This is a genomic window from Wolbachia endosymbiont of Drosophila baimaii (assembly GCF_028982185.1).
Lineage (GTDB): Bacteria > Pseudomonadota > Alphaproteobacteria > Rickettsiales > Anaplasmataceae > Wolbachia > Wolbachia pipientis.
The window spans coordinates 1-3,311 of record NZ_JAPQLE010000183.1; the positions used below are offsets into that span (position 1 = coordinate 1).

3 protein-coding genes are annotated in these 3,311 nt (G+C 36.2%); 1 reads left to right on the forward strand and 2 read right to left on the reverse strand.

The window, feature by feature from the left end; genetic code table 11:
- Window positions 1-151: 151 nt before the first annotated feature.
- A complete protein-coding gene (locus OZD66_RS05545; RefSeq protein WP_182366638.1) occupies window positions 152-1,288 on the reverse strand; it encodes a cysteine desulfurase family protein in 1,137 nt (378 codons plus the stop codon).
- A gap of 155 nt (window positions 1,289-1,443) precedes the next feature.
- On the opposite strand from OZD66_RS05545, the gene OZD66_RS05550 reads away from it, so the two are divergent.
- The gene (locus OZD66_RS05550) at window positions 1,444-2,142 is read left to right on the forward strand and encodes an alpha/beta hydrolase (protein WP_182366637.1); all 699 of its coding nucleotides are present in this window, start codon (window positions 1,444-1,446) and stop codon (window positions 2,140-2,142) included.
- A gap of 238 nt (window positions 2,143-2,380) precedes the next feature.
- Here the strand turns inward: OZD66_RS05550 and OZD66_RS05560 are convergent, their stop codons facing one another.
- Window positions 2,381-3,055 carry an ABC transporter ATP-binding protein gene (locus OZD66_RS05560; protein ID WP_065106727.1) on the reverse strand — a complete coding sequence of 225 codons (675 nt, stop codon included), beginning with the start codon at window positions 3,053-3,055 and terminating at the stop codon, window positions 2,381-2,383.
- Between the last annotated feature and the right edge of the window lie 256 nt (window positions 3,056-3,311).

The following is a 3,311-nucleotide window of genomic DNA, read 5'->3' on the forward strand; positions in this document are numbered from 1 at the left end:
TGAGACGCCAGATACGTGAGTTTTTTTGTCATTTAATCTGTACAGAGAAGATAAATAAATAGCTTCAGTTTCATGATAAGGGGGCTGGCGAAACTTGTAAAGGAATTTTTTACATCTAATTTATAGCTCCCTGCATGATACCACGTATTATCTATACCAAGGTGTTCTGCTTGTAGATATTATACCAACAATCCACTATTTTTTTTATGTCTTGTGGTTTAGTTTCTGGACCTATACTGATTCTAATTGAACACTCTGCTTGCTCTTTTGTTGCCCCCATTGCAAGCAAAACATGGGAAGGCTCAACTTTTCCAGAAGAACATGCGGAGCCATTACTCACTGCAATATAATTCAAGTCAAAATGCATGAGCTGCACATCACTCTTTACTCCTGGCATATAAATAAAACTTGTGTTTGGCAGCCTCTTAGAGTTTTTACCGAAGATTCTTATGTCACTGGCAAGATTTAATAATTCACACTCTAATTGATCGCGTAGCTCCTTTACTTCATCCATTTTTGATAAAAGATCTGGAATATTTTGCAGTGCAGCAGAAAGGCCTGCAATTGCAACAATATTTTCCGTACCACCACGAAATCCCTTCTCTTGTCCACCACCTATTATAATAGGTTCTATCGCAAGTTCTTTATTGAATATTAAAACTCCACTGCCTGCTACACCGCCAAATTTATGGGCGGATAAAGTGAGTAAATCCACTCCTAAATCTTCCATATTAACTTTAATTTTCCCAATACTTTGAGCAGTGTCAGTGTGGCAAATTGCTCCAAATTTGTGGGCTATTTCAGCTATTTCCTCAATAGGTTGAATAACTCCGGTTTCGTTATTTGCCATCATAACTGAAACTATTGCTTTGTTTCCTTTAAGTTCGCTTAGAATTTTTTCTAGTTCTAAAAAGTCAACAATGCCTTCCTGATTAACGGGTATTATATATGGGTTACATGCAGAATTGAGAATTGAAGGATGCTCTGTAGCTGAAATTATATGCAGGTAGCCTGCTATTCCTCTCATAACAAGGTTATTCGCTTCAGTTGCACCAGACGTAAAAACTATTTCTTTATCACTTGAAACGCCAATAGCACCACGTACGTTATCTCTTGCATCCTGAAGAATCTTCCTCGCTTCTTGTCCTCTCTTATGTAGTGATGATGGATTGAGCGTTTGTTTTGACAAGACCTCAAATATACTTTTTTTTACATTTTCACTAATTGGAGCAGTTGCATTGTAATCAGCATATACGCAACCACTATTTTCTAAAGAAAATGGACTCATCTGTCACTTAAATAAGTTTACCATCAACTATAGCCATAACTATGTACGTTAGCTTTAACACGATAAAAAATTTATTGCAAAAACAGCGAAATTAATACATAATTAATAACTCACGTCATCAATACCTGTCAAGCGGGTTCTTATTAGGAGTTATCATGGTTGAAGTTTTTTTAAATAATGCAACAAGAAAGATAGAAGGTGAATACCACCAAAGCAAAGATGCCAACGTGCCGGTTGTGCTGGTTTTACATCATCATCCTCAATATGGTGGTAATATGGATAGTAAAATTGTACATAGTACATATACGTCTTTTATCGATAACAATTTTTCTGCATTGAAAATTAACTTTCGTGGTGTGGGAAAATCTACCGGAACTTTTGATAAGGGTATAGGAGAATTAACTGACGCTGCGGTAGCCATTGATTGGCTTCAGGAACATAATCCTAGCAATGTTCCAATTTGGATCGCTGGTTTTTCTTTTGGAGCATGGGTGGCTATGCAGCTAACAATGCGCCGCCCTGAGATAGTGGGTTTTATTGCTCTTTCTCTTCCGGTAACTAAGTACGATTTTTCTTTTCTTTCTCCCTGTCCAGTTTCTGGGCTTATAATACAAAGCAGTAATGATACAATCTCAGAAGAAAGCGATGTAACAGAATTAGCAAAAAGGTTGATAAATTCAGTAAGAAGTGATCACATGAAATACTATATAATAGATGATACTAATCACTTTCTAAAGGATAAAGAAGAGGAAGTGACTCAAATCGTGGACAATTATATAAAACTGCGCTTGAATAGTGCAACTATTTCTTCTCAAAAGGTCAAAAAAGAGGTAAGGGTAAAAGAATATGCCTAATCTTTACAAACAAGAGAAATGAGTGTAGTAATATAAATGAAAAGGTTTTGTTATGTTTAAAAAGCTATTATTTTTTGTTTTAGCTGTGTTTATGTTGTCGGGGTGTTCCCTAAGTAAACAGCGTAAGTTAAAAAGTCCGTGTATAAAAAGCAATGAAAGCATTTCATGCGAGTTGTACTCTGTTAATGATCATTGGTTAGATAAGTATAAGGCATAGAAATTGTGCTATTTTTCCTATTCACAACTTCACTAATGATCGATCTCTCAATTGGAAAATGCAGTCTGCCTTTTCTGCAAGGAGATGATTGTGTGTTACTATAAGCATAGAGCTGTTATTTTCCTTTACGTATGAATGTAGCAGTAAAAACACGTTAAAAGAATTTGTTGGATCTAAGTTTCCTGTTGGCTCATCTGCAAGTAAAAGCTTTGGAGAATTTACAATGCTTCTTGCAATTGCAACTCTCTGCCTTTCCCCACCCGAAACTTCAGATACCATGCTACTTGCTTTGTTTTCCAGACCAAATTTTTCCAACATTGCTTGCGAATTTTTTTTTGCTTCAGCTTTGCTTTTTCCTGCAATGAGTTGAGGAAGCATAATATTTTCCAACACCGATAACTCTTGTAACAAATAGTGAAATTGATAAACAAAACTAAGAAAATTTCTTCTTACATGAGTTTTATGCTTATTACTGGCTTGTGTGCAATTTATTCCATCTATCGTAACTATACCTGAAGTTGGCTTGTCCAATAAGCCTGCGATTTGCAATATAGTTGTTTTCCCTGCACCTGAATTGCCAATCAGCGCTACTACTTGCCCCCTTGTAACACTTAAATTGATATCCTTTACAACAGCAGAATTGTCCTTGAAGCTTTTATCTACAGAAGTTAGTTCTAGTGCTACATTACCACCCATGTTTAAAAGACCTATAACCATACAAATGTTGTGCTTGCATAGCAAATGATAGCATGACCAGTAAAAAAGAAATAGAAGAATAAACCTCAGTGTCAAGTATACAACTATATGAACGTTGTGACTTGAGAGCACCCTCCACCAGAGAAGAGTGTCATCCCAGTGCTCCGACACTGGGATGGCTTTGTTGCATCGCTCAAGTGAAAAGAACTGGCAGTTACTGACAAAATTCATTATAAATAGCCATTTAACTGTTGAA

What these genes read in the sequence shown, in the direction of transcription:
- OZD66_RS05545 (WP_182366638.1), bottom strand. Translation starts at nt 1,288, where the DNA reads ATGAGTCCATTTTCTTTAGAAAATAGTGGTTGCGTATATGCTGATTAC.
- OZD66_RS05550 (WP_182366637.1), top strand. Translation starts at nt 1,444, where the DNA reads ATGGTTGAAGTTTTTTTAAATAATGCAACAAGAAAGATAGAAGGTGAA.
- OZD66_RS05560 (WP_065106727.1), bottom strand. Translation starts at nt 3,055, where the DNA reads ATGGGTGGTAATGTAGCACTAGAACTAACTTCTGTAGATAAAAGCTTC.